Below are 23678 nucleotides of genomic sequence, written 5' to 3'. Positions count from 1 at the left end.
AGTCCACTATTGAAATGAGATAGGCTAGCCTTATTACCAGCAATGATTGACCTAGAGAACATAGTAAAAATCTATAAATTGGGAGAGGTCGAGGTTGCCGCCCTGGATGGAGTAACCTGCCGCATCGAGGCGGGAGAGATGGTCTCGATCATGGGTCCATCAGGCTCAGGAAAATCCACCCTGATGAATCTCATCGGCTGTCTGGACAGACCTACTTCCGGGAAATATCTCCTTGACGGAACAGACGTCAGCCACCTGAAGGATGACGAATTGGCTGAAATAAGAAACAAGAAAATAGGTTTCGTCTTTCAATCTTTCAACTTATTACCCCAGGCCACGGCTGTGTCTAATGTCGAATTGCCCCTAGTCTACAGTGGCGTCGGCAATAGACACCAGCGTGCTTTTGAAGCTCTGGAACTAGTGGGCATGACTCAGCGGGCTAAACACCGCCCCTCTGAGATATCCGGCGGCGAACAACAACGGGTAGCTATCGCCCGAGCCTTAGTCACCAACCCATCGCTTATTCTAGCCGATGAACCCACCGGCAATCTGGACACACAGACAAGCAAAGGAATAATGCTTCTTTTACAGCGACTCAATAGCCAGGGCATCACTATAGTCCTGGTCACTCATGAAAATGACATCGCTGCTTATACACAGCGCACGATTCATCTTCGAGACGGTAAAATCGTGAGCGAGAAAAAGATATGAACATCTGGGAAAGCACTATCAGTTCATGGCAAGTCCTGTACAATAACAAGATGCGGTCTGGCTTGACCATTCTTGGCATCGTAATCGGAGTCTGGGCCGTCGTCTTCCTGGTATCATTCGGCAGAGGGCACGAAGCCAATATCACTAGCATCTTCGAGAGTATGGGTGCCAATGCCATCTACATCACCAGCGCCAGCACCATGATGCAGGGAATGTCAGGAGCCACAGGAAGCCTGACTATCGAGGATGCCGAAGCTATAGCTAACTCTAATCGAGCTCCATCAGTAGATTTGGTTTCCCCCATTTCAGAAAAACTGGCTAAAGTCGTCTATGGCAATGAAAATAGCAATGTTGACATCATGGGTGCTACGCCCGAGATTTCACAAATTATCAGCTATCCCGTAGCCGAAGGGGAATTCATCTCTGAACAGGATGTCAAGAGAGGAGCCAATGTCGCCGTACTGGGAAGCAAAACAGCCACTGACCTTTTTGACACAGAGGACCCTGTAGGCAAAACCATCCGCATAAGCGGGACTCAGTTTGAGGTTATCGGCGTCTTCGAGAAGAAAGGCGGTTTTATAGGCTCCGCTGATGACTTCATAATGATACCCATAACGACTATGCAGTCAAGAATTTTGGGGGAGACAACTACCCGGGGCAGACCTATTCAAACTATCGCTGTCAAAGCAATGAGTACCGACCAGATAAATGCTGCCAGGGAAGAGGTCACTGCCATCCTGCGTCAGCGCCATCATATCAGAGAAAACGAGGACGATGACTTCACAGTCATTGATATGCAGGAAATCCTCAACCGCATGCGTGAGGTACTCGGCATCATGCAGGTATTCTTAGGCAGTGTTGGTGCTATTTCTCTTATTGTCGGCGGCATAGGCATAATGAACATAATGCTGGTCTCGGTAACCGAGCGCACACGGGAAATCGGCATCCGAAAGGCTGTGGGGGCCAAACGGCGGGATATTCTACGTCAGTTCCTAATAGAATCAGCTATGCTCAGCCTTAGTGGTGGGATAATCGGCCTCACTATAGCGGCACTGGGAACTTGGGCTATTACTGGCGTACAACTAGGACCGTACCCCGTCAAAGCCCCCATGGGACTTGACATTGTAATTATTGCCATAATGGTAGCAGTTGTAGTCGGGTTAGCTTCCGGCGTTTACCCAGCCTACAGAGCTGCCAGACTTGACCCAATTGAATCCCTGCGTCACGAATAGCGCTATCTGCCTTGGACCAAGGCAAGAAACTCGGCACGTGTTGCTGCCCTGGTACGGAAAAGACCTCTAGTCGCTGAGGTAATAACATTGCTCCCCGGCTTCTTGATACCCCGCATGGTCATACACAAATGCTCTGCCTGTATGACCACCGCCACTCCATCCGGCTGAAGTGCTTCAACAATGGCATCAGCGATCTGCGACGTCATTCTCTCCTGTAGCTGAAGACGTTTGGCGAATATCTCCACCGCCCGCGCTAATTTACTAACGCCGACAACCCGTCCCTCTTTATTTGGAATATAACCAACATGAGCTACTCCATAAAATGGCAGCAGATGATGCTCACACATGGAGTAAAAGGGAATATCCCGCAATATTACCATTTCACGATGCCCCACCTCAAAACCCACAGTCAATTCTGTCTTAGCATCCATATCCAAACCTGCAAAAAGTTCAGTATACATATCAGCGATCCGTTTCGGTGTGCCTTGCAGCCCTTCTCTTCGAGGGTCATCACCGATAGCTTCGATTATCGCTGATACCGCTGCTTCAATCTTAGTTATGTCAACCAATGCTGCCTCCTCTCATGAATTACTATTCACTAACGTCTTCCGTAAGTCTCTCGATCCAGCGATAGTACGGATTCTCTATTGGTAGTTATGTAAAGTTCTGCTCCGAGATAAAGCACTGGATTCAATTTGCTCAAATCAAGTGTTCCCTTGTTCGTGAAAAAATCATCAGTAAAATGCACAGCTACAATTTCACCCACTATCCAGACATGGTCACCATAGGTTCTATTGTCCATGAGTTTGCACTCGTAGGCAGCGTAGGCATTTTTCAGAATTGGTACGTTTGTTTTTAAAGGTTTTTCTTCTGTAATGCCAAATTTAGCGAACTTATCTATTTCCTTGCCACCGCTGCCGCCAACCGAGGCTACAAGTTCAGCAGCTTCAAAGGGTACAAAGTTAATCCCGAACTCGTTGCTTTCCAAAATAAGCTGATAAGTAAATCTCTTAGGTGCTACAGCTACCCCATAAAGCGGAGGTTTAAAGGAAATGGGGCTGTGCCATGCGGCTGCCATAGCATTTTTCTTGTCTCCAGCATTGACTGTAAGTATAGCTGCCACTTTTGGGTAATGCTGATAGAACTCACCAACGTCTTCTGTGTTTATCCTCGGCATGAGTTGTTCTCGTTATACCTTCAACTCTACGATGGTTAAAGAAGTCAACGCCAACCTAGAGTTTGCTCAATTACCTTTATGTCAGCAGGCAGCTCTGGGAATGGCTCAACAAACTTTGCCGGAAGATTGGGGTCTTTAAGGCCGGTGCCGGTGATGATGCAGACCACTTTTTTGCCTGAAAGCTTCAGCCCTTGCTTAACCATCTTAATGAGTCCAGCCACAGAAGCTGCTGAGGCTGGCTCACCGAAAATTCCTTCTCGCCTTGCCAGCAGCTTGTAGGCAGCCAGAATCTCGTCATCGCTGACACAGTCAATGACCCCGCCTGATTGATCCCTGGCAGCTACTGCTCTTTGCCAGCTGGCAGGATTGCCAATTCGAATCGCAGTAGCTAAGGTTTTAGGCTTCTCAACGATTCTGCCTTTGACTATAGGCGCTGCTCCTTCAGCTTGAAAACCCATCATCTTCGGAGTCTGACTCGCCCGACCAGCCTGCTTATATTCGACAAAGCCCTTCCAATAAGCAGTGATATTGCCGGCATTGCCCACCGGAATGAAAAAATAATCAGGAGCATCGCCTAAATCATCGACAAGCTCGAAAGCCGCCGTCTTTTGACCTTCAATACGATATGGATTTAGTGAATTGACCAGCGTAACCGGGTGTTTTTGAACCAAATCACGGACTATCTGGAGAGCCTGATCAAAATTGCCTTGTACAGCGATAATTTTAGCCCCGTAAGCAATAGCCTGAGCCAGCTTTCCAACGGCAATCTTACCTTTTGGCACAATAACGATAACATCGAGGCCGAATCTAGCTCCATAGGCAGCAGCCGAAGCACTGGTATTGCCAGTAGAGGCACAGATTACACCCCGACTGCCCTCTTCCACAGCCTTCGCGATAGCTACAACCATACCTCTGTCCTTAAAAGAGCCGGTTGGATTACAACCCTCAAGCTTGAAATAAAGTTCACCGCAGCCAAGCTCCTTCTCCACGGCAACAGACCTGACCAGGGGAGTATCACCTTCACCCAGAGTTATCAGAGGAGTAGCCGGGGTAATCGGCAGAAAATCGCGGTATCTGATTAAAACTCCACGTCCCATTGCTTCCCCTAACTAAGCTTCCACTCTGACAAAGTTGCTGATTTCTTTGACTATAGCCAAACGCTCAGTTTCCTTTAGGGCCTGCTGAACTGCCTGTTCTCTAGCTGGATGAGTCATTATAACAATCTCAGCAATCTTAGTAGATGGGTCAGTCTCTTTCTGAATTACCGAAGAAATACTAATAGCGTGGTCGCCCAATATCTTAGATATTTGTGCCAAAACGCCCGCTTGGTCAGCGACACTCATTCTCATATAGTATCTTGTCTCTATTTGGGCCATAGGCTTCACAGTACGTCCACTAGCAAAGGGCAACCTGGGGACAACACTGGCCGCCTCACTGTTGATATTTTGAGCTATCTTTATGATATCGGAGACAACAGCACTTGAAGTCGCTCTGGGGCCAGCTCCCTCACCATAGAATATGACTTTACCCACCAAATCTCCTTCTACATGAATGGCGTTATAAACACCATCCACCTTAGCCAGCAGAGAATCCTCAGGGATAAATACAGGGTGAACACGAGCTTCAACAGACTCTCCGACTCGCTTGGCAATGGCTAAAAGCTTTATAGCATAACCTAGCTCTCGAGCATAGCGGAAATCCCGAGCCTGCAGCCGTGAAATTCCTTCATGGTATACATTCTCCGGTTTAACCTCAGTGCCAAAGGCGATGGTTGCCAGAATGGCCAGCTTATAGGCAGCATCGACTCCTTCTATATCCTTGGCTGGGTCGGCTTCAGCATAACCTAACTCCTGAGCATTTTTTAAAACCACGGAGAAATCCAGACCCTCCTTGGCCATCCGAGTCAAAATATAATTAGTGGTACCATTAAGAATGGCGTAAATAGCTGAAATATCATTAGCCACCAAGTCTTCCTGAAACGGAGCAATTAAAGGTATCCCACCACCAACACTAGCCTCGTAGCGAAGAGCCACCTGATGGTCTCGAGCCACAGCCAAAAGCTCGCTCCAGTGTTTGGACATAACCTCTTTATTAGCAGTGACAACGTGCTTGCCGCGAGTTAGAGCCTCTCTTATATATTCGAAGGCAGGCTGCTCACCGCCCATGAGTTCCACAACTATATCAACCTCAGGATGCCCAATTAGCTCCTCGAATTTAGTGGTAAAAATGCCACGCTCCATTCCCAATGAGTCGTGCTTGGCTAGGTCCTTCTCTAACACCTTCTTTAAGACCAGTTTGCTGCCTGCTTCTCTAGTCAAAGTATCCGGTTTGTCTATTAACACCTTGGCCACACCACCACCGATTACACCTAAACCCATCAAACCGATACCAATACTCTCCATGGCCACCATAGTAGTCTACCCCCTGTCCTTAAGAACTCGAGCTACTGCCCAAGATTTCTGTTCTTCGGTCAAATAACTTTCTGCCGAGCTTTTTCCTCTCTGCTCATTAACCCAGTTTTCAAAAAGTTTCATCTTCAGCATCCCCCTAGCCTCATCCCCGAACGCCCGACTGTCATCTCTATCCACGACCTTGACCAGCCAATAACCTCCCTTAGTCTTGACAGAGTCATCGGCCACTGGTTGACTCAGAACGCCTGGTTCAAGCTGCAGCGCAAATCCCGCAGCAACCCAACTGCCAATTTCCCCTTCTTGCGGCAAGCCTCCTTGTTGTATCCAACCTAAGTCACCTCCCAGCTTCTTACTCGCTAAATCCTGCGAATATTCCTTGGCCAAAGCGCCAAAATCTTCTCCAGCTTCTATCCTGGCCTTTATTTCTTCTACTTCTTGCCGACTACCTAATAGCATACCTCTGGCATGGCTACCCTGCTCCTCGTCCTTTTCAATCACTTCCACCAGCCAATACCCCAACCCTTTAGTAACTGAGCTATCATAAGTCGGTTCGCTGAGCACTCCCGGCTCAAGGTTAAAAGCAATGTCTTTAAGTAATGAATTTCCTAAATCCCCCAAGAAAACATCAGCAAAATCTTTAGGCAGCCAGCCTAGATCACCGCCAAACTCTTTGGTTATTGCTTCCACAGAGTATTCCTTCGCCAGAGAGCTAAAATCATCTCCAGCTACCAGCCTATCTATCACCTCATTAGCTACCTTGTTACTTTCTAAAAACATCGCTTGAACCTGCACTTGTTCACACTCAGTCGGCACTTTCGGGTCAAAATAGTTCTGCAGCACTTTAGATGTCAGCAATGTGGCGCTAATTGCATCCCTATACACCTTATCATCAGGAAGCCCAAGATTCTTAAGCTCACTATCTATTTCGTCTGCACTCACACTAAAACCAAGGTCTGGAGATGTTCTCCTTATTACCTCACTGTATTCCATCACTCCGACAAGCTTGTCTGCCATGTCTGAGGTCGCAGTAGCATCCATCCCTTTGCTGTAAAGCTCAAGCGACTTTATGTAATAATCCATATCAAAGACAGTACCATTTATTTTCACCACAGGTTGATGAAGCGGCTTAACTTGCTCATCGTAATATCCATAGCCGATATAACTGACAATCAAAACAAAAAAAAGAGTCCCCGCAATGACTATAATACGCTGGATGCGTTGCTGGCGTTGCCATCTAGACAATTGATGCTTGGTAGGTGGCCGTTTCAATTCGGCCTTCGTTCTCTTCTTAGCCAAGGTCGAAGTTCCTTTCTTGCTTAAATATAACTTGAGCGCAATTTACATTGTCTCAATTGGCTACTTATGATAACATATTGCCTGAAGCAAAACCACGGGGTGTAGCGCAGCCTGGTAGCGCACCTGAATGGGGTTCAGGTGGTCGCCGGTTCAAATCCGGCCACCCCGATACCTACTTGTCCAATATTAATATTTGGGCACCAGGCAGTTTAGGAATCCGGCTAACGCTTTGAAAACAGAGCTATTGTCTTCAGAGGCATACTCTGGTTGCAACAATAGCCAACTGAGTGATAGAGGAGGCTAACTCACTTCGTTATTGCAACTTAAAGGATGAGATTATTGTGGAGAAAGGATAGCGGGAATACCCTTCTTTAAGCGCTGCCGTGTCTAACTTATAAATATGTTCCTCCGTCTGCTTAAAATAGGCCTCACCATGGAAGATGCCAGAGGTCATCTCGTAATCATAGGAAAGATACCAATCCCAAGAGCCTTGCATCGGCTTATCTTCTATCATGGTCACTTCCTTCCCCAGTGTTCCTTCCGATATTGACATAATCAAGAAGTTGGCAGCAACCTTGGGCGGCATAGCTTTTGCTACATCTATCATAACTGAAGCTCCACGGCCCGGATCTGATATGAGGCATTTTGTCCCGTCTGTAGACACCTCGCCATACCATGTGTATGGACAACTGATGGTATACCCAAACTGCTCATTTGTGTATGTGGTATAACCAAGATTACCACAAGCAACGAGGGAACTAAGCAACAAGCCAATAAGCCCTGGAAGTAGAAACCAAATTTTTTTATTTTTACTCATTCGAACCTCCTTATAGGGTTACTATTTAAACAATCTACCTGATTATACTGTGAAAGAAGCAGAGTGTCACCTACTTATCTGAACAGTTTCATATGCCAGACAGCCCCTAATATCGTATAATTTTAAGATAAAACCAAGTAAAGGAGGCTTTTACATGTCAACCGTTCTATATGAGAAGAAGGGACATATCGCCTATATCACCATCAATCGTCCAAAAGCAATGAATTGTATCAATTCCGAGACCTGGATGGCAATGAATGAGATATGGCAGGATTTCAAAAAAGACTTTGAGCTCTATGTCGCCATACTAACCGGTGCTGGGAACAAAGCATTTTGCGCTGGTTGGGACCTGAAAGAGATGCTGAAGGAGCCTATCCATATTCCCTGGAAAACTATAGAGGAATCAAGAGAGCTTGCTTGGAATGGGCCAGGATTCGGCGGCATCACCAGGGGCATGGAAATTTGGAAGCCAATCATCGCTGCCATCAACGGTTATTGCATTGCCGGCGGCAATGAAATCGCACTTGCCTGTGACATCAGAATCGCTGCAGACCACGCTGAGTTCGGGCACCAAGAAGTACGTTGGTGCATGATGCCAGGAGATGGCGGCTGCCAGAGGTTACCCCGGGTGATTGGCTTAGGTAGAGCACTGGAGTTGATTCTCACTGGGGAAAGAATCAGTGCCCAGGAGGCTTACCGCATAGGACTGGTTAACAAGGTAGTATCAGCCGAGCAACTCATGTTTGAAGCAACTAAACTGGCTGAAACTATCTGCCAACATTCCCAGCTCGCAGTTCACGCCTGTAAAGAAGCCATCACCCGAGGTATCGGTACACCCCTAAGAGAAGGACTGGCCTATGAGAACCTGCTGCTCCAGCAGCTGTTTACTACCGAGGATCGGCTAGAAGGTTCTCGAGCCTTTGCCGAGAGGAGAGAGCCTCATTGGAAGAACAGGTAAAGCCAAAAATCAATCGTGGCACGTTTCTTCCCCAATTAAATAACACAAAGACACCTGCCCCATATTGGCAAAACACAAATGCTATGCTATACTTTGCGTTTAGCAAAAGAGGAGGATACATTGAAAGCCGACACAAACAAAGCAAAATATGAATCAAGACCGTGGCTAAAGTTTTATCTCAAAGAGGTGCCGCCGGATGTCAAAATTCCAGAAAAGTCCGTGGTCGAAACCTTTGACGAATCTACGGATAAATGGAGAGACAGAACTGCCATAATATTCTACGGCAGGAAGATAAGCTACCGCGAGTTAAGAGACCACGCCGATAGATTTGCTACAGCCCTGTATGACTTAGGAGTCAAAAAAGGAGACCGGGTCGCTTTGCTTTTACTGAACTCGCCTCAGTTCATCATAGCCTATTTCGGAGCCCTTAAAGTCGGGGCTACCTTAACTGCAATCAGTCCTGTTTATGTCAGTCCTGAGATCAAACATCAAATTGAAGACAGTGGCGCCAAGATCATCGTCTGTCAGGATATCCTTTACGATAATGTTGAACGGGCAGGAGTCAAGCTAGATAAGGTTATCTTGACCAGCATCGTCGAATACCTGCCGGGAATGAAAAAATTCTTGGGCAGCAGTGTGCTCCGGGCTGTGTACCAAAAGATGGCAGCGCCACCTGCTGAAATCTACGAAAGAGAGGGATTCTATCAATTCAAGGACTTGATTAAGAACTACCCGCCCAATCCACCGAAAATTAAATTCAACATTAGGGAGGACTTAGTAACACTCCCCTACACGGGAGGAACAACGGGGCTGCCCAAAGGGGCCATGATAACTCATTACAATCTCACCGCTGCCCGATACCTAGGCGAAAAGTTCTGGGGTGATATTGTCCAGGAGGGCAAGGAGACCATATTAGCCTATTTGCCCTTCTACCACATATACGGTCAGGCGGTGAGTATGCTGGGAGGATTGTCTATGGGGTACACCCTAGTGATATTTACTACCCCCGACCTCGATGACATGTTAAACGCAATCGAAAGCAATAAGGCAACCATTTTCTACAGCGTTCCGTCTTTGTATGAATACCTCAGAGATTATCACCGCACCGACAGAGTCAATTGGAAGCGCATCAAAGTCCTCGTCTCCGGTGCTGACTCCCTTCTTGAGGATACCGCGGCAGGTTGGGAGAAACGGACAAATACTAAAATCCACGAAGGTTGGGGAATGACTGAGACAAGCTCTGTGGGAATGATCAACCCATACGGGAAAACAAAGGTCGGCTCTTTTGGTGTACCTCTACCTAACACTGTAGCTGGAATTCTCGATCCTGAAAGTACCAAATTTCTTCCCGTTGGCGAGATAGGCGAGCTGGCAATCAAAGGGCCACAAATAGCCAAAGGATACTGGCATAAGCCGGAAGAGACGAAAAAAATGTTCGCGCCTATCGACGGTGAAACCTGGCTTCGAACCGGCGACTTAGCCAGAATGGATAAAGACGGCTATTTCTTTTTCTACGATAGAAAACGTGACATGATTAAATACAAGGGTCTGGCTGTGTTTGCCAGGGAGGTAGAGGAGGTCCTGGCCGCTCATCCAAAAGTTAAAGAGGCCGGGGTCATCGGAGTCCCTGACCCGGAGGTTGGAGAGAAAGTCAAAGCAATCGTTGTTCTTGAGACAGAAGCAAGAGGCAAAGTCTCAGAAGATGAAATTATGAAGTATTGTGCGGAAAATATGGCTCACTACAAATGCCCCAGAGTTATAGAGTTCAGGGGTGAAGTGCCTAAAACAGATGTTGGAAAAGTATCTCGCCGGGAACTGAGAGAGGACGAATTATAAAATAGCTTCGGTGAGCTGCCTGCAACAGGCACTTCGAGTGCATTAGCTGGATAAAAGAAGAGGCAATATAATCTTCTCAAACGGGGAATTTTGTGCTATGATGCAAGTATCAGGAGAAACTTTCAGAGAGCCAAAAAATCAATCGTGGGTAGGTTTCTCTCCCAATTAAATAACACAAAGACACCTGCTCCATGTTGGCAAAACACAAATGCTATGCTATACTTTGCTCATAGTAAATGAGGAGGTGACATGATGGCGGTCGATACAAACAAGGCTATATACGAATCAAGACCATGGCTAAAGTTTTATCTCAAAGAGGTACCACAGGATATCGAAATTCCAGAACAGTCCGCGGTCGACACCTTTGACGAAGCCACAGACAAATGGAAAGACAAAACTGCCCTGATATTCTACGGCAGGAAGATAAGCTACCGCGAGTTGAGAGACCACACCGATAGATTTGCTACAGCCCTACATGATTTAGGAGTCAAAAAAGGAGACCGCATTGCTTTACTACTACTGAACTCACCCCAGTTCGTCATAGCCTATTTCGGAGCCCTAAAAGCTGGAGCTGTCCTGACTGCTATCAGCCCTTTTTATGTCAGTCCTGAGATCAAACATCAAATTGAAGACAGTGGCGCCAGAATGATTATCTGTCAGGATAATCTTTACGATAATGTTGAACGGGCAGGAGTCAAGCTAGATAAGGTCATCTTGGTCAACATCACCGATTATTTGCCGTGGCTGAAAAGGTTCATGGGCAGCAGCGTACTCCGGGCTGTGTATCAAAAGATGGCAGCGCCACCCGCTGAAATATACGAAAGAGAGGGATTTTATCAATTCAAGGACTTGATTAAAAACTATCCACCTAATCCACCGAAAATTAAATTCAACATTAGAGAGGATTTAGTAACCCTGCCCTACACGGGAGGAACGACAGGGCTGCCCAAAGGTGTCATGATAACCCACTATAACATCTCTTCCCAACGTCTTGGCGACAAATTCTGGGGTGATATTGTCCAGGAGGGCAAGGAGACCCTATTGGCCTATTTGCCCTTCTATCATATCTATGGTCAAGCAGTAGTCATGCTGGGTGGATTGTCTCAGGGCTATACTTTGGTAATATTCACCACCATTGACCTTGACGACCTGTTGAATGCTACGGAAGGTTTCAAGGCAACTATTTTTTTCAGCGTTGCGTCTTTGTATGAATACCTTAGGGATTATCACCGCACCGACAGAGTCGATTGGAAACGCATCAAAGTTCTTGTCTCCGGCGCCGACATCCTTCTTGAGGACACGGCTAAAGGCTGGGAAAAACGGACAGGCGCTAAAATCCACGAGGGTTGGGGGATGACTGAAACAACCTCTGTGGGAATGATCAACCCATACAGGAAGACAAAAGTCGGCTCTTTCGGTGTACCCCTACCTAACACCGTAGCTGGAATAGCCGATCCTGATAGTACAAAATTTCTTCCCGTTGGCGAGATAGGCGAGCTTTTAGTCAAAGGTCCACAAGTAGCGGTAGGATACTGGGATAAGTCAGAGGCAACTAAGGAAACATTCGCAGATATCGACGGCGAAATTTGGCTTCGAACCGGCGACTTATGCAGAATGGATGAAGACGGCTATTTCTTCTTCTACGACAGAAAACGTGATATGATCAAGCACAAGGGGCAGGTTGTATTTGCCAGGGAGGTAGAGGAAGTCCTGGCCGCTCATCCGCAAATTAAAGAAGCAGGTGTAATTGGAGTCCCCGACCCTGAGGTTGGAGAGAAAGTCAAAGCAGTAGTCGTACTTGAGACAGAGGCAAGGGGCAAATTGTCCGAATTGGACATCATGAAATATTGCGCTGAAAGGTTGGCTGCATACAAATGCCCAACAATCGTAGAATTCAGAGGCGAGGTGCCTAAGACAGACGTAGGCAAAGTATCTCGCCGAGAGCTAAGAGAGGAGTAGTAAAATGGCATCGTTCTTGGAAGTTGAAGGCTTAACCAAGACCTTTGGCGGGCTGACTGCTGTTAATAATGTGAGCTTCAAGATAGAAAGGGATGAGATCGTCGGCCTGATTGGGCCAAACGGTTCCGGGAAGACTACACTCATACGTTGTATGCTCGGCATATTGAAGCCTGACTCAGGAAGAGTCATATTTAATGGCAAAGATATAACAAAATGCCGCCCCTGGGAGATAGTCCAAAAGGGTATGGTAGGAACTTTCCAGGTAGTAAAGCCCTTCCGCCATTTGCCCATTATCGCCAATGTTATGGTAGGTTGTCTCTGCCCAAGGATAACCAAACGTGGCGAATGGGTCAAAAGAGCCGAAGTAAAGGCAAGAGATGCCCTAGAATTCGTCGGTATCGCCGACATGGCTCTGGAACAGGCTTCCATTCTGTCGCACGGTGACTTAAAACGGCTGGAAGTCGCCAGGGCAATTGCCACCGAACCGGAGATGCTTATCCTCGATGAGCCTTTCGGCGGACTGAATCCTGCAGAAACAGAGCTTGTGGCAAAATCAATGAAAAGATTGCACAAGGGCGGAAGATTTGGCAGACTCCACAGCGAAGGGCCAGCTATGCTTATTATAGAACACAAGCTCAGTGAACTGATGAAGATAGTGAACCGGGTGATTGTACTTAACTTTGGCGAAATCATCACCCAAGGTACACCTGAAGAAATATCCAAAAATAAGCAGGTTATTGAAGCCTACACAGGCAAGGAGGTGCTCATTGCTGGAAGCTAAAAACATAACCGTCTGTTATGACACAGCTATGGTGCTGGATGACGCCAGCCTTAAGGTTGAAAAAGGCGAATTGGTAGGTCTCGTTGGTCCCAACGGTGCAGGGAAGAGCACCCTACTCCGGTCTATAGCAGGATTGATAAACTGGGAGAAGGAGGTATTGAAGGGAACGAGACAGGCAGACATAACCTTTAAAGGAAGCATAGAGTTCGAAGGCGAGAGCATTGAAAAGCTCTCCGCCTCTGAAATAGCCAAGAGAGGTCTGCTACTTTGTCCCGAGCGAGGCAGGCCCTTTGTTGAAATGACGGTCCACGACAATTTGCTCGCCGGGGCTTATCTGGTTAAGGATAAGAAGGTAATCAACGATAGTCTCAACAAGGTCTATGAATTGTTTCCTAGATTAAAGGAGCGGGCAAATCAAGTATCAGGCACATTATCCGGTGGGGAACGCCAAATGCTGGCTATCGGTAGAGCACTAATGCGCAGACCAAAGTTTATGCTGGTCGATGAGCCCTCAAGCGGACTAGCACCAAGGCTCAAGGAAGACCTGTTTAAACGCATAGAGGAAATTTATCACGAGCTGGGCGTTACCATACTCTTGGCTGAGCAAGATATCAGCTTCGCCTTTGACCTGTCAGGAAGAAACTACGTCATGTCACGGGGACATATAATCGCCCAGGGAACAGCCAAAGACTTGCTCAAAGACGAAACTATTAGAAAGACATACCTAGGCTTGTAAGACCTGACTTCCCTAAGCCTAAAGAACTTATATGACTTTCCTAGGTTCCTAAAATGGTCCCTAAAACCAAACTTTTCTTAGTACAGGGAGGCGCCACATGCCCTGCAGGTATGTCGCAAAGCCACATTAGATAATTTGCAACGCGGGCATTCCCGCTCAATTTTGTCTCTTATCCAAACTCCAATCCCCTCAGGCATGAAAAGCAGAATCACTATCACTAAAAATGCGAAAATCAGATAACGCAGTTCAGGAATAACCCTCAATAATTCCATCAGAGGATAGAGAAGGTAAACCCCAACCACCGCTCCATAGATACTGACAATGCCGCCAAAAACCGTCCATATTATCGCCTGAAAGGACAACATCATGTCCAGACTTGATGGCCCGGCGATTCTCATAAAGTGAGCAAATAAGCCACCAGCAATTCCGGCAAAAAAGCCGCCTACGGCAAAAGCCAGCATTTTGTATCTTATGGTGTTGATTCCAGTGGCTCGAGCCGCAATCTCATCCTCACGTATAGCATGAAGAATAATCCCAGTCCTGACAAGGCCACTTCTGGCATCGGTAAGCTTCCACATTATGAACACCGAAACAATCATAACCAGCAAAGATATGTAGTATTCACCCGTTTTAGTATCAGCAATGCCTGGTAAGCCAGAAATACCATGTTCGCCGCCGGTAAAATCAGGAAAAGCCTTGATGACCCCAAGTAAGATGAGAGGAAAGGCTAAAGTCACCAGCGATAGATAAGGCCCTCTCAATCTTAACGCAGGTAGGCACATGAGCACTCCCGCTCCTACGGCGACAAGAGCCGCAATCGGTATCGTTGCCCACGGCTGTAAGCCAAGATAGCCAAGTTCCCTGTTCAGCAGCGCTGTCGTGTAGGCGGCAACACCGAAGAACAAGGCATGACCGAAGTTCACTTGGCCAGTATATCCGGATATAAAGTCCCAGCTCACGGCAAAAATAACGAACACATTGGCAAAGATAAAGGTACGCAGGACAAAAGGCTCGTTCGTAATTAGAGGGATAATAAACAAGAGCAGGAAAAAGATAAGGGCTATAAGTCTGCCCGGAATTGCCAACACATCACCCTGGAAATCCTTAAATAGTCTTCTTAACAATTATAGTCTCTCCTCTTCAAAAACTATGCCATATAGACCCTCGGGTCTGACCACAAGTATTATTACCATAACCAGCAAGGCAAATGCCGAGCTCAGGAAGGCGCCTCCGGGGAGCCAGAAAACAACCGTTGTCTCAACGAGCCCTATTATAAAAGCACCGACAACACTACCTTTGACGCTCCCTAATCCACCTAGCACCACAATTGCCATAACCATTACCAATGGGCCCGCCCACATATAGGGGTGAACAGTCCACAGCGGGGCAACCACAGCACCTGCAATAGCTGCCAGCGTCGTGGCCATGCCCATTGTTATCAAGAGTATCCTGGGAACGCTAATCCCCATCAGGTTGGCAATTTCCGTATCCTGAGCCGTGGCTCTGATGCCAATCCCTAGTTTTGTCTTTGCCAAAAGCGCCCATATGCCAAGCAGAACAAACACGACTACCGCCAATACCACCAAGTACTGGTAGGAAATCTTCACTCCAAACAATACCCAGTACCCCACAATAAGAGTCGGTGCTGTCCAGAAGTGAGCCTTGAAGGCCAAAAGCATGCATTCCTGAAAAACCATAGCCAGGGCAATGGTAATCAGCAGCACGGTTACCTGGTGCTCACGTATCCGGTCAATGAATAGCTTGTAGCTCACTAGACCTATAAGCGTGGTGCCAACTAAGGATATGATTATCGCTAAGCCGACATTCCATCCCAGCCTGGAGGTAAAATAAAACATGCCGTAGGCTGCCAGCATCAAGAACGAGGTATGCGCCAGGTTTATCATTCGGGCTACGCCAAAGATGAGCGCGAAGCCCACAGCCAGCATGGCATATACCCCCCCTGTTACCAGTGACTGAATCAAAAATGATTGAATCATAACTCTTCCAAACTTATTATTTTAATGTCTTCCGTTTATTCTCATGGTGACCCCGGGACGTTTCGACCAACCCGGGGTCACCATATAGGCTTACCCTTGGCTACTTTGCAAAAGTTTTAGTTATTTGACTGTTAAGGTGTGCGCTATCTCCGAAAACAAGGCTTCATCGTAAGGAGAGAACGCGTCTATGGTCCATACAGTTGCACGGATCCGCTTGCCATCTTTGTCTGCGCTGATACCGAAAGAAACAATGTCGTACCCTGAACTCTTAAAGCTTGATTTGTACTCGATGGCTGGGGTACCATCTGCCAAAGTCGTCTCCTTGAGTGGCGAGTCAACTGTAACACCTACGTTCCCCTCGGCCGTGTTTGCTGCAACGATCCAATCGGCAGTCAGAGGCTTATCCGCATCACGGACGCTAAGACTTACCCCTGGAACGAATCCCGGTACACCGAAAGCAGCCACGATGGTCGTGCTCACAATCTCCGGCCGCTCTACCCAATTGTCTGGGTATTGAATGGAGAAGCCATCCTTTGCATTAGTATACGTCTTGGCTTTAAAAGACAGTGCAGCTTGTGCCGGAGCCGACGGCTGCTCTGTATCAGCCGGTTTCTTTGACGTGCACGCTGGCAAGGTCAGACCCAAAACAAGCAACATGACAACGGACACTATCGCGAATTTATATGTCTTTTTTAGCACCACACCTCCTTAAAAACATCAGTTATTTAACTGTTAAGGTTCCGGCTATCTCGGAGAACTGAGCTTCGTCGTAAGGTATAAGCATGGCAACAGTAGTTATGGTAACTAGAATCCACTTGTCGCCCTTCTTAACCCCGAGAGCATAGGTCTCACCTGCAAATCCTGCCGAAACCGTCCAGTCAACTTTGGCCGCGGTAGCTTTGTTACCATCTGCTAGAGTTACTTCCTTCTCAGCGCCAACCGTGATGTCTGTACCTGCTTTACTCTTTGGCCCAAGTGCAGCTTTTACAGCCTCAGCAAAGGTAGCTTGTTCCCTAACAGAGGCAGATATTACCGGAACAGTCCCGGCTTTAGCGTAGAGTTTGGTGGCATCTTTTTCTTCCGCTGCGTCCCTCGTGTAATTGTTGGGATATTGTAAAGAGAAGCCAAACTCAGCATTGGTGTACTCAACTGGCTTGAAAGAAAGCTTAGGTCCGGCTGGTTTTTCGCCTTCTGGCGGTGCCGCTGGCGCTTCACGCTTGAACTTCGCGACTACATTCGGTGGTATCATGTACGGGTAGGTACCACCGTACTTTACATCTTTCCACGCTGCAGCTACACCTTCATAAGACTGTGGCCAGATGACTTTCGACCCCATGATTGGGTCCGTATCCTGCCACTGAGTGGCGGCGCCGGTCACATAACCAGGGCCATATATCAGGTCATGTGCACAGTTTGGGGGACACTTATCGCCCATCTTAAAGTAGGCCGCATTACCAGACGTCGCTGTGAACGGCGTGCCTTCAATAACGGGGACTAAGACATCGGGATCCATGCTTTGGGCCTTTTCCAAGAACAATTTTAACGCATGCATGCCATCGTAGGTAGCAGCAGTATATAGCGGGAGCTGGTTATATTTGTTCACGAAGGCAGTGACGAAGGGTTGTGTTTTGTCATTATATACTACTTCCCTTGAGTAGGTATTTAGGGTAGTTATATATAATCCCTTACCACCAGTTGCCTCCATAAAGCTGCTTTTCTGCGCTTCGACGAAAATGCCTTCTGAGCAGGCTGGGATTTGTAACTCGGCTGCCTGCTTAGCAAAGGTGATACCTACCGGTCCCGAGAATATGCAGAAGATAATATGGGGTTCTTTAGCAGCAATAGCTGCCAATGCAGCATTGACATCTGTGGCTGTATCTGACGTGCGCCATGTCCCAACGACTTCCATCCCCATCCCTGGCAGTCTCGCCTCGGCAATTTTTATCATCGCCTCAGTCCACGCCAGTTTCTCAGCTATTATGGCAACCCTCACTGTGTCTAGGTTTAGCTGCTTTATAAGCTCGGCCTTAATCAAGCTCGTAACCATGAAAACATTGCCGATCAAGAAGTACTCGTTGAACGGAGTTCCTTTGAAGAAGTACTTATAGCGATCGTAATCCTCGTTTACTTTCCCGCAGAGCGCTGCAGTAGCGGCACCATAATCGAAGAATATCTTCTTGTAGTTCATAGCTACGTCTTGCATGGGGAATACACCCTCTGTCCTGAAGCCACCATAGACAAAGTCCGCCTTGTCCACGGTTATCAGTTTTTCCATGGCTGAAGCTGCATCCGTAATGCTGAGCACCTCATTAGAGTCCGCCTTAATCAATTTGATGGTATATGTTTGGTCACCTATTTTTATGCCACCGCCAGCATTGACTTCCGCGGCTCCTAACTCAGCTCCCATCCAGTGGTTTTCGCCCTCTGGGAACGTCATTGGCCCAATGATGCCGACTTTTATGACATTTTCCTCTTTAGGTGCAGCACAGGCAGGAAGAACTAACGCTACCAACAAAAGGCAGACCAACGATATAAACACATACTTTTTCACTTAGTCATTAACCTCCTACACTATTTGTCCTTAGAGCTTTCTCTGCTGACAAACACTCATCGACCATTGTTTGCCCCAGAATGCTAAGCCTTACTACTCGATACTACCACCCCCTTCCACCAAGTTTTATCTCTTTATACATCATCTGGCTAATTTGAAACACACCTAAAAATAAGATAGAGACACAGGTCTGAAAATCATTATACCACAGTATGTCAATACCATCGGATCTAGAGTCCTAATTCAGCAGCTATTTTCCCCCGGTGTAAGTCAACGTCTCCAGCAGCAAACTCCGCTGCTTTGACACGACGGAAATATAGTCCTATATCGTGGTCAAAGGTAAAGCCAATAGCTCCGTGAGCCGTGATTCCATCAATGCAAATCTTTTCGTAAGCTTGGCTTGCCTTGGCTTTGGCTACAGAAATCTGCAGCTGAGATGGCTCGCCTTCGCTTATGCCGCAGGCCGCCTGATAAACAAGATATTGAATCGCCTCAATATCTATAAGCATATCAGCCAGTTTTTGTTGGACTGCCTGGAAAGACCCGATAGGTCGGTCGAACTGCACCCGCTCTTTGGCATAGGCACTAGTCATATCGAGGACAGCTTGACATGCGCCTGAAATCTCAGCACATTTCAAGACAGCGGCCCTCTGCAAGATGAAATTGACTACTTCCCAACCTCCACCCGCAGCTCCCAAGATATCATTCTTGGACACCTTAGCTTTATTGAAAATCACCTGGAACTGCCTGTCTCCCGCCATAGTGGGTATTATTTCTATTCTAAGTGCTGGAGATTTAGCATCAACTATGAACACTGTGATTCTTGCCTGTGGTGCTTTGCCTTTGCCTGTCCTCGCTACCACAAGGATGTAATTGGCTACATGGGCGTCGGAGACAAAAATCTTCTCACCCTCTAGCACATAGTCATCACCGTCAGGGCGAGCGCTGAGGTTTATCTCTGAGGTTTCATAGCTACCTGTTTGTTCCATCGAAGCCAAGGTCCAAATAGTCTCGCCCTTGGCTATTTGCGGTAAGAACTTAGCTTTCTGCTCATTTGTGCCGAATTCTAAAATGGCCAAGGCACAGAGGGCAATAGTAGAAAAGAAAGGGCCTGGTACGATGTTTCTTCCCATTTCCTCCATCAAGGCTACCAGGTCAACAAAACTGGCTCCTGTTCCTCCATACTCCTCCGGGAAAACAAGTCCCATCCATCCCAGTTCCGCCATGTTACGCCACATCTGTGGATCATAGCCCTTTTCGTCTTTATCCAACTCTCTGACCTTAGACTTGGGACATTCGTTGGCCAGAAAATCCCTCGCCATAGTCCGGAGCATTTCTTGCTCTTCCGTAAAACTGAAGTCCATATCGCCTCCTATAATCTCCGTAAGCGACTAATATGATTTGGGTAAACCCAATCTAAATTGAGCTATAATGCTTCTCTCCACCTCGGCAGTCCCAGCAGCAATCATGGCACCGGGGAAACCGAGATAAGCCCCTTGAATGGTTCCCTTGAGTCGAGCCCATTTTGAATCCGGATCAACTTGAGAGTAGACTCCCAAAATCTCTGCCCCAGAAATAGCCATACGTCTAAGCACGTCGTCACCCATAATCTTGTTCCTCGATGATTCGTAGGCGGGTATTGCACCTTGCGATACCCGCCAAGTAAACTGGTAGGCAAACAGTTTAACTATCTCAACGTCTATTGCCATCTCAGCCAACTTATGGCGAATAGCAGGAATTTGGCTCAAGGACTCACCTTGGCGCTGAGTCTCCTTGACATACTTAACTAGATTTTCCAACAATCTCTTGGAACTTCCATAGGCTAATGGTGCCACACTACGTCTTTCAAACGCGAGCGCTTGCATTAGGTGATACCACCCCCTGTTCTCCTCACCGACCAGATTAGAAGCCGGAACCCTCACATTATCGAAAAATACCTCATTAAAGTGATGCCGACCGTAGTAGTTCAATATAGGGTTAACTGTAACTCCTGGGCTCTTCATGTCCACGATAAAGAGGCTGAGCCCACGGTGCTTCTTGGCGACAGTGGAATCGGTTCTGACCAGAAGCCAGCACCATCGCGAATGCTGGGCTTTGCTAGTCCACACTTTTTGGCCATTGATAATGTAATAGTCTCCATCTCTTACAGCCCGGGTCTGCAGGTTAGCAAGATCAGAGCCTGCGTTGGGCTCACTATAGCCCGTGCACCAGACACCATCTCGTTCTCCCGAGGCAATTAACGGCAGATACTTGTTTTTCTGCTCTTCCGTGCCAAACATCATAAGGCAGGGACCAACCCATTGTGTGCCACTTATACCCATCCACGCCCCTGGTATCCCCCAATAGGATATCTCCATCTCATACACCGTTTGTTCCGTTAAAGAAGCGCCTTGCCCCCCATATTCCTTCGGCCAACTCATAACCAGCCACCCATTCTGGGCTAGCTTCTTAGACATGGATATTTCAAATTCAAAGTCTCTGTATTCCTGGTCAATTAGATGAGTGCCAACAAAATCCTCAGGCAACTCTTTTTTGGCGAATTTGGCAATCTCTGCTATGAGAGTCTTCTCTTTCTCACTAAGCTTGAAATCCATTTTCAGCCTCCTCGAACTTGGTTAGTCTTGGCAGACTCAACATATGCATTCGTCATGACGAGCAATACTGACGCAATAAATGGGACTGCTACCAGATATGAAAACTCAACTTTTGGTAGTACCTACAATGTATCACATATTTATGCAGATAGTAGATATTACCGAATTTCAATATTCAAGCGGTCCATAATACCACGCAGGTAAATATCACCGGCCTATTATTTCGGTGGTTGCGGTGGTGCCGGGTTTATCAATTCCCTAGCCAGAGTCTTAGGCACAATGCTGATAAGCTCACCCAGTGTCCATATACCATCTTTACATATGCGGCTTCTTACCTCTGGTTCGGAATAAATACCTATTTCACCACCACCAACTAAGAAAGTATAACCGTTTATGTTCGCTGCCTCATCAGTGCACAAGTATACAACTAAGGGTGCTATCATATCAGGGGTCATCTTTTGCAAATCATCTAGCGTTATTCCAGCCGATACAGGACGAAAGCCTTCGGCTTTAGCCTTCTCCCAGGCGGCTCTCAGTTCCGGCGTCAAGGTTAGCCTTGTTCCGGCACTGGGACGGATAGCATTGCAAGTTACACCATATCTCCCCATGTCTCTGGCTACCGTCCTGGTGAAACCGACAATCCCCTCCTTAGCAGCACTGTAATTGGCTTGTCCCATGTTACCTAACCCGGATGTGGAAGAGGTATTTATTATCCTGCCGCTTCTCTGCTGCCTGAAATAAACACACGCCGGCTTTGTACAATGGAAAGTACCATACAAATGAACTTTGATGACCGCGTCCCATTCCTCTTCACTCATATTGAAAACCATGCGGTCTCTGAGGATGCCAGCGTTGTTGACTACAATGTCAATCCGGCCAAAAGTATCAATTGCCGTCTTTATGATGTTTTCCCCACCTTCTGGAGCGGCTACGGAGTCATAGTTAGCGACGGCCTCTCCACCCAGCTTTTCAATTTCCTGAACCACCTCCGCAGCCGGGGTTTTAGCGGCACCAGTACCATCACCTGCACCACCGAGGTCATTAACCACCACCTTGGCTCCTTCAGCAGCCAGGGCTAATGCCTCACCTCTACCAATGCCACGCCCAGCACCGGTAACTACCGCTACCTTACCTTCTAGCCTTTTTGCCATTTTGGGCCTCCTTACACTGTTCAGTTGTTAGTAGACGAGTAATGCCATATCCGTCACATGTCGAACCACAGCAAGCTAGAACGGTAAAATCTACATATACATCCCTGATGAAACATTAAATACCTGACCGGTGATAAAGGCAGCATCATCCGAAGCTAGGAACAGGACAGGCTTGGCAGCATCTTCAGGCGTCATCGGTTTTATTTGCAGAAGAACCATATCCCTGACCTTCTTGGGTATTCCCACCAGTTCACCACCCACCTCTTCTTGCTGCGCTTCTTTCTCTCTGGTCAACCGGGTATCAACGAAACCATAAGCAACGACATTACAGGTGGTGCCAAATCTTCCCCATTCTCTGGCTACCGTCTTAGTGAGCCCAATGAGGCCTGCCTTAGCAGCAGAATAGTTAATTTGCCCAACGTTTCCCATCAGCCCGGCTACTGAGGCCACGTTGATTATCCGCCCATTATGTCCTTCCTTCATCATGTATTTAGAGGCAGCTCTAATACAGTTAAAGGTTCCCTTAAGACTAATATCAACACACAAATCCCACTGGGCATCAGTCATCTTATGTATCAGGGCATCTCTGGTAAGTCCGGCGTTGTTGACCAGGATATCAATCTTGCCGAATTTCTCCGCTGCTGTATCCATCATTTTTTGACAATCTTCTAGCTTTGTAACATCGCCAGCGCAAGCTTCGGCCTTTCCCCCAGCAGTCTTTATCTTCTGGACCACTTCCTTCAACGGGGCTTCGTCAACGTCACTCACCAAAACAGCAGCACCCTCCTTGGCAAACAACAGCGCATCAGCCTCGCCTATGCCACGTGCTGCTCCAGTGACAACAGCTACCTTTCCATCTAGCTTTCCCATGTTTATCTGATTACCTCCTTATGTTAGTTTTTTGACTAATCTCGCGAAACACCAGTTTACTACAGCGTTTCGGAGAAATCGCCTCCCAAATACTTATCCGGCAAAGACGCTGCTTCTATTTCTTGCCCCTTGACGGTAAGGCGACTAAAGCTGCGCCCGGTGTCGTTTTATCCCCCTTCCCATTCTCCACCCAAATCTCGCACTCAACAAGATGCTCGCCACCCTCCTCGTATTTCTTGGCCACCTTGCCCTTGCACCACCATGTTTCACCATCATGTGGCTCTTCCATAGTTTTCATCTTCCGGGGGTAGTCCATGCCGCGGTACTGGCACGACAACTTCTTCAGCACCCCCTGCTCCCCAATCCAGTCAGTAATCAAATGGCCCAGCCAAGCGCGTTTAAGAGCACCATGCACAATAGGAGCACCTACGCCCATAGCTTTGGCAAAATCGTCTTCGTAATGCAAGGGATTAAAATCTCCCGAGGCTCCCGCCCACTGAACCAGCATCCGTGACGTGGCAATTTTAGCCACTGGAGTTACTTCAGTACCAACTTCAACATCCTCGTAATAAACTTGTTTAGCCATGTCTCCTCCTCAATT

The 23678-nt window shown here is 47.4% G+C and carries 22 protein-coding genes and 1 tRNA gene; 8 read left to right on the top strand and 15 right to left on the bottom strand.

What is annotated here, in order from left to right; all coding sequences use genetic code 11:
• Window positions 1-42: 42 nt before the first annotated feature.
• Window positions 43-711, top strand: a complete 669-nt coding sequence (locus tag FJ023_06345) for an ABC transporter ATP-binding protein (protein MBM4446956.1) — start codon at window positions 43-45, stop codon at window positions 709-711.
• Window positions 708-1943, top strand: a complete 1236-nt coding sequence (locus FJ023_06340) for an FtsX-like permease family protein (GenBank protein ID MBM4446955.1) — start codon at window positions 708-710, stop codon at window positions 1941-1943. Before FJ023_06345 ends, FJ023_06340 begins: the two co-directional genes overlap by 4 nt.
• Before the next feature lie 2 nt (window positions 1944-1945).
• Here FJ023_06340 and folE read toward each other — a convergent pair whose 3' ends face one another.
• From folE to FJ023_06315, 5 genes are read right to left on the bottom strand one after another with little or no spacing between them, the layout of a single operon-like run.
• Window positions 1946-2512 (bottom strand): GTP cyclohydrolase I FolE, encoded by a 567-nt coding sequence (folE, locus tag FJ023_06335; protein ID MBM4446954.1) that lies wholly within the window; start codon window positions 2510-2512, stop codon window positions 1946-1948.
• Window positions 2513-2541: 29 nt separating this feature from the next.
• The gene (locus FJ023_06330) at window positions 2542-3120 is read right to left on the bottom strand and encodes a flavin reductase family protein (protein ID MBM4446953.1); all 579 of its coding nucleotides are present in this window, start codon (window positions 3118-3120) and stop codon (window positions 2542-2544) included.
• Between the two features lie 44 nt (window positions 3121-3164).
• The gene (locus FJ023_06325; GenBank protein ID MBM4446952.1) at window positions 3165-4217 is read right to left on the bottom strand and encodes a threonine synthase; all 1053 of its coding nucleotides are present in this window, start codon (window positions 4215-4217) and stop codon (window positions 3165-3167) included.
• Window positions 4218-4229: 12 nt separating this feature from the next.
• On the bottom strand, window positions 4230-5528 hold the full coding sequence (locus FJ023_06320) for a homoserine dehydrogenase (GenBank protein ID MBM4446951.1): 1299 nt from the start codon (window positions 5526-5528) through the stop codon (window positions 4230-4232).
• Window positions 5529-5537: 9 nt separating this feature from the next.
• On the bottom strand, window positions 5538-6827 hold the full coding sequence (locus FJ023_06315; protein ID MBM4446950.1) for a hypothetical protein: 1290 nt from the start codon (window positions 6825-6827) through the stop codon (window positions 5538-5540).
• A gap of 95 nt (window positions 6828-6922) precedes the next feature.
• Between FJ023_06315 and FJ023_06310 the strand changes: the two genes are divergently transcribed.
• Window positions 6923-6996, top strand: a tRNA-Pro gene (locus FJ023_06310).
• A 144-nt stretch (window positions 6997-7140) separates the two neighbouring features.
• On the opposite strand, the gene FJ023_06305 is transcribed toward FJ023_06310, so the two are convergent.
• A complete protein-coding gene (locus FJ023_06305) occupies window positions 7141-7644 on the bottom strand; it encodes a hypothetical protein (GenBank protein ID MBM4446949.1) in 504 nt (167 codons plus the stop codon).
• Window positions 7645-7798: 154 nt separating this feature from the next.
• Here FJ023_06305 and FJ023_06300 point away from each other — a divergent pair, with 154 nt between their 5' ends.
• The 5 genes from FJ023_06300 to FJ023_06280 all read left to right on the top strand — a co-directional run bounded on the left by FJ023_06300 (window position 7799) and on the right by FJ023_06280 (window position 13914).
• Window positions 7799-8602: an enoyl-CoA hydratase/isomerase family protein gene (locus FJ023_06300; protein ID MBM4446948.1), complete on the top strand. Its 804-nt coding sequence runs from the start codon at window positions 7799-7801 to the stop codon at window positions 8600-8602.
• A 78-nt stretch (window positions 8603-8680) separates the two neighbouring features.
• Window positions 8681-10438 carry a long-chain fatty acid--CoA ligase gene (locus FJ023_06295; GenBank protein MBM4446947.1) on the top strand — a complete coding sequence of 586 codons (1758 nt, stop codon included), beginning with the start codon at window positions 8681-8683 and terminating at the stop codon, window positions 10436-10438.
• 252 nt (window positions 10439-10690) lie between these two features.
• On the top strand, window positions 10691-12397 hold the full coding sequence (locus tag FJ023_06290; GenBank protein MBM4446946.1) for a long-chain fatty acid--CoA ligase: 1707 nt from the start codon (window positions 10691-10693) through the stop codon (window positions 12395-12397).
• Between the two features lie 4 nt (window positions 12398-12401).
• A complete protein-coding gene (locus FJ023_06285; GenBank protein MBM4446945.1) occupies window positions 12402-13178 on the top strand; it encodes an ABC transporter ATP-binding protein in 777 nt (258 codons plus the stop codon).
• Between the two features lie 28 nt (window positions 13179-13206).
• Window positions 13207-13914 carry an ABC transporter ATP-binding protein gene (locus tag FJ023_06280; GenBank protein MBM4446944.1) on the top strand — a complete coding sequence of 236 codons (708 nt, stop codon included), beginning with the start codon at window positions 13207-13209 and terminating at the stop codon, window positions 13912-13914.
• 77 nt (window positions 13915-13991) lie between these two features.
• On the opposite strand, the gene FJ023_06275 is transcribed toward FJ023_06280, so the two are convergent.
• The 9 genes from FJ023_06275 to FJ023_06235 form a co-directional block, all read right to left on the bottom strand.
• A complete protein-coding gene (locus FJ023_06275) occupies window positions 13992-15038 on the bottom strand; it encodes a branched-chain amino acid ABC transporter permease (GenBank protein MBM4446943.1) in 1047 nt (348 codons plus the stop codon).
• Window positions 15039-15911 carry a branched-chain amino acid ABC transporter permease gene (locus FJ023_06270; GenBank protein MBM4446942.1) on the bottom strand — a complete coding sequence of 291 codons (873 nt, stop codon included), beginning with the start codon at window positions 15909-15911 and terminating at the stop codon, window positions 15039-15041. It lies immediately after the preceding gene.
• 120 nt (window positions 15912-16031) lie between these two features.
• On the bottom strand, window positions 16032-16610 hold the full coding sequence (locus FJ023_06265) for a hypothetical protein (protein ID MBM4446941.1): 579 nt from the start codon (window positions 16608-16610) through the stop codon (window positions 16032-16034).
• Between the two features lie 22 nt (window positions 16611-16632).
• Complete coding sequence (locus FJ023_06260; protein MBM4446940.1) at window positions 16633-18462, bottom strand: hypothetical protein; 1830 nt, start codon at window positions 18460-18462, stop codon at window positions 16633-16635.
• 230 nt (window positions 18463-18692) lie between these two features.
• Entirely contained in the window at window positions 18693-19826 is a 1134-nt protein-coding gene (locus tag FJ023_06255) for an acyl-CoA dehydrogenase (protein MBM4446939.1), read from the bottom strand.
• 27 nt (window positions 19827-19853) lie between these two features.
• Complete coding sequence (locus tag FJ023_06250; GenBank protein ID MBM4446938.1) at window positions 19854-21056, bottom strand: acyl-CoA dehydrogenase; 1203 nt, start codon at window positions 21054-21056, stop codon at window positions 19854-19856.
• A 218-nt stretch (window positions 21057-21274) separates the two neighbouring features.
• Complete coding sequence (locus FJ023_06245; protein MBM4446937.1) at window positions 21275-22207, bottom strand: SDR family oxidoreductase; 933 nt, start codon at window positions 22205-22207, stop codon at window positions 21275-21277.
• Between the two features lie 90 nt (window positions 22208-22297).
• A complete protein-coding gene (locus FJ023_06240; GenBank protein ID MBM4446936.1) occupies window positions 22298-23077 on the bottom strand; it encodes an SDR family oxidoreductase in 780 nt (259 codons plus the stop codon).
• A 115-nt stretch (window positions 23078-23192) separates the two neighbouring features.
• Window positions 23193-23663, bottom strand: coding sequence for a hypothetical protein (locus FJ023_06235; GenBank protein MBM4446935.1), 471 nt, complete (start codon window positions 23661-23663; stop codon window positions 23193-23195).
• Window positions 23664-23678 lie beyond the last annotated feature (15 nt).

This window comes from Chloroflexota bacterium (assembly GCA_016875875.1).
Lineage (GTDB): Bacteria > Chloroflexota > Dehalococcoidia > GIF9 > UBA5629 > 9FT-COMBO-48-23.
Note: the sequence above shows the minus strand (reverse complement) of the source record. Positions and strands in the feature narration are given on the sequence as shown.

Bases quoted from the DNA above. Each gene is read 5' to 3' on its own strand.
- FJ023_06345 (MBM4446956.1), top strand. From the start codon at position 43: ATGATTGACCTAGAGAACATAGTAAAAATCTATAAATTGGGAGAGGTC.
- FJ023_06340 (MBM4446955.1), top strand. From the start codon at position 708: ATGAACATCTGGGAAAGCACTATCAGTTCATGGCAAGTCCTGTACAAT.
- FJ023_06330 (MBM4446953.1), bottom strand. From the start codon at position 3,120: ATGCCGAGGATAAACACAGAAGACGTTGGTGAGTTCTATCAGCATTAC.
- FJ023_06325 (MBM4446952.1), bottom strand. From the start codon at position 4,217: ATGGGACGTGGAGTTTTAATCAGATACCGCGATTTTCTGCCGATTACC.
- FJ023_06305 (MBM4446949.1), bottom strand. From the start codon at position 7,644: ATGAGTAAAAATAAAAAAATTTGGTTTCTACTTCCAGGGCTTATTGGC.
- FJ023_06300 (MBM4446948.1), top strand. From the start codon at position 7,799: ATGTCAACCGTTCTATATGAGAAGAAGGGACATATCGCCTATATCACC.
- FJ023_06295 (MBM4446947.1), top strand. From the start codon at position 8,681: ATGCTATGCTATACTTTGCGTTTAGCAAAAGAGGAGGATACATTGAAA.
- FJ023_06290 (MBM4446946.1), top strand. From the start codon at position 10,691: ATGGCGGTCGATACAAACAAGGCTATATACGAATCAAGACCATGGCTA.
- FJ023_06285 (MBM4446945.1), top strand. From the start codon at position 12,402: ATGGCATCGTTCTTGGAAGTTGAAGGCTTAACCAAGACCTTTGGCGGG.
- FJ023_06280 (MBM4446944.1), top strand. From the start codon at position 13,207: ATGGTGCTGGATGACGCCAGCCTTAAGGTTGAAAAAGGCGAATTGGTA.
- FJ023_06270 (MBM4446942.1), bottom strand. From the start codon at position 15,911: ATGATTCAATCATTTTTGATTCAGTCACTGGTAACAGGGGGGGTATAT.
- FJ023_06255 (MBM4446939.1), bottom strand. From the start codon at position 19,826: ATGGACTTCAGTTTTACGGAAGAGCAAGAAATGCTCCGGACTATGGCG.
- FJ023_06250 (MBM4446938.1), bottom strand. From the start codon at position 21,056: ATGGATTTCAAGCTTAGTGAGAAAGAGAAGACTCTCATAGCAGAGATT.
- FJ023_06245 (MBM4446937.1), bottom strand. From the start codon at position 22,207: ATGGCAAAAAGGCTAGAAGGTAAGGTAGCGGTAGTTACCGGTGCTGGG.
- FJ023_06240 (MBM4446936.1), bottom strand. From the start codon at position 23,077: ATGGGAAAGCTAGATGGAAAGGTAGCTGTTGTCACTGGAGCAGCACGT.
- FJ023_06235 (MBM4446935.1), bottom strand. From the start codon at position 23,663: ATGGCTAAACAAGTTTATTACGAGGATGTTGAAGTTGGTACTGAAGTA.